At 66.0% G+C, this 1,301-nt stretch carries 1 protein-coding gene; it reads right to left on the bottom strand.

Annotated features, from left to right (window positions below; all coding sequences use genetic code 11):
* The coding region (locus tag AC07TU_RS20630) for a UDP-glucose dehydrogenase family protein (RefSeq protein ID WP_495189815.1) at positions 1-1,301 on the bottom strand (1,301 nt) is incomplete at both ends.

Genomic DNA, 1,301 nt, shown 5'->3' on the forward strand with positions numbered 1-1,301 from the left:
CTTGCCGATGCCGACGAGTGTGAAGCCGGCGCGTTGTGCTTCGGGGGCGGGATAGATGTTGCGCAGGTCGATCATCAGGGGTGCGTTGAGGAGCGACTTCATCCGGCCAAGGTCGAGCGCGCGGAACTCGTCCCACTCGGTGACGATGACCAGCGCGTCGGCGCCCTCGGCGGCGGCATAGGGGCTGGCAGCGAACTCGACATCCTTGATGACGAGCCTGGCCTGCTCGGCGCCTTCGGGGTCGAACGCCTTCACGCTCGCACCGGCATCCTGCAGCGTCTGGATGATCGCGATCGACGGCGCGTCGCGCATGTCGTCGGTATTGGGCTTGAAGGTCAGCCCCAGGATCGCGACGGTCTTGCCGCGCACTTCGCCGCCCATCGCCTTGATCACCTTGCGGCCCATCGCGCGCTTGCGCTGGTCGTTGACCTGCACCGTCGCCTCGACGATCCGCAGCGGCGTTTCATGGTCGTCGGCGGTCTTGAGCAGCGCCAGCGTGTCCTTGGGGAAGCACGATCCGCCATAGCCCGGCCCCGCGTTCAGGAACTTGCGGCCGATGCGGTTGTCCATGCCGATGCCGCGCGACACTTCCTGCACGTCCGCGCCCACCTGTTCGCACAGGTCCGCAATCTCGTTGATGAAGGTGATCTTGACCGCGAGGAACGCATTGGCGGCGTATTTGATCAGCTCGGCCGTGCGCCGGCCGGTGAACATCACCGGCGCCGACTGGTTGAGCGACAGCGGGCGGTAGATGCCGCGCAGCACCTCGCTCGCGCCCTCGTCCTCGCTGCCCACCACCACGCGGTCGGGATGCTTGAAATCCTCGATCGCCGCGCCTTCGCGCAGGAATTCGGGATTGGAGACGACCTTGATGCCCTTGTCCGGCGCAATCCGGGCGACGATCCGTTCGACCTCGTCACCGGTACCGACCGGGACCGTCGACTTGGTGACGATCACCGCCGGACCTTCGAGCGCCCCCGCAATCTCTTCCGCTGCGGCAAAGACATAGGAGAGATCGGCATGGCCGTCGCCGCGGCGGCTGGGCGTGCCGACCGCGATGAACACCGCGTCCGCACCCTTCACCCCCTCGACCAGGTCGGTGGTGAACGACAGCCGGCCCGCCTCGACATTCGACGCCACCAGCTCCGCCAGACCCGGCTCGTAGATCGGCATCACATTCTGGTGAAGCAGCTCGATCTTGCGCGCGTCCTTGTCCACGCACACCACTTCGTGCCCGAAATCCGAGAAACACGCCCCCGATACCAGACCCACATAGCCCGTGCCGATCATCGCTATTCGCA

Source organism: Sphingomonas sp. GW821-FHT03E12, from assembly GCF_059420685.1.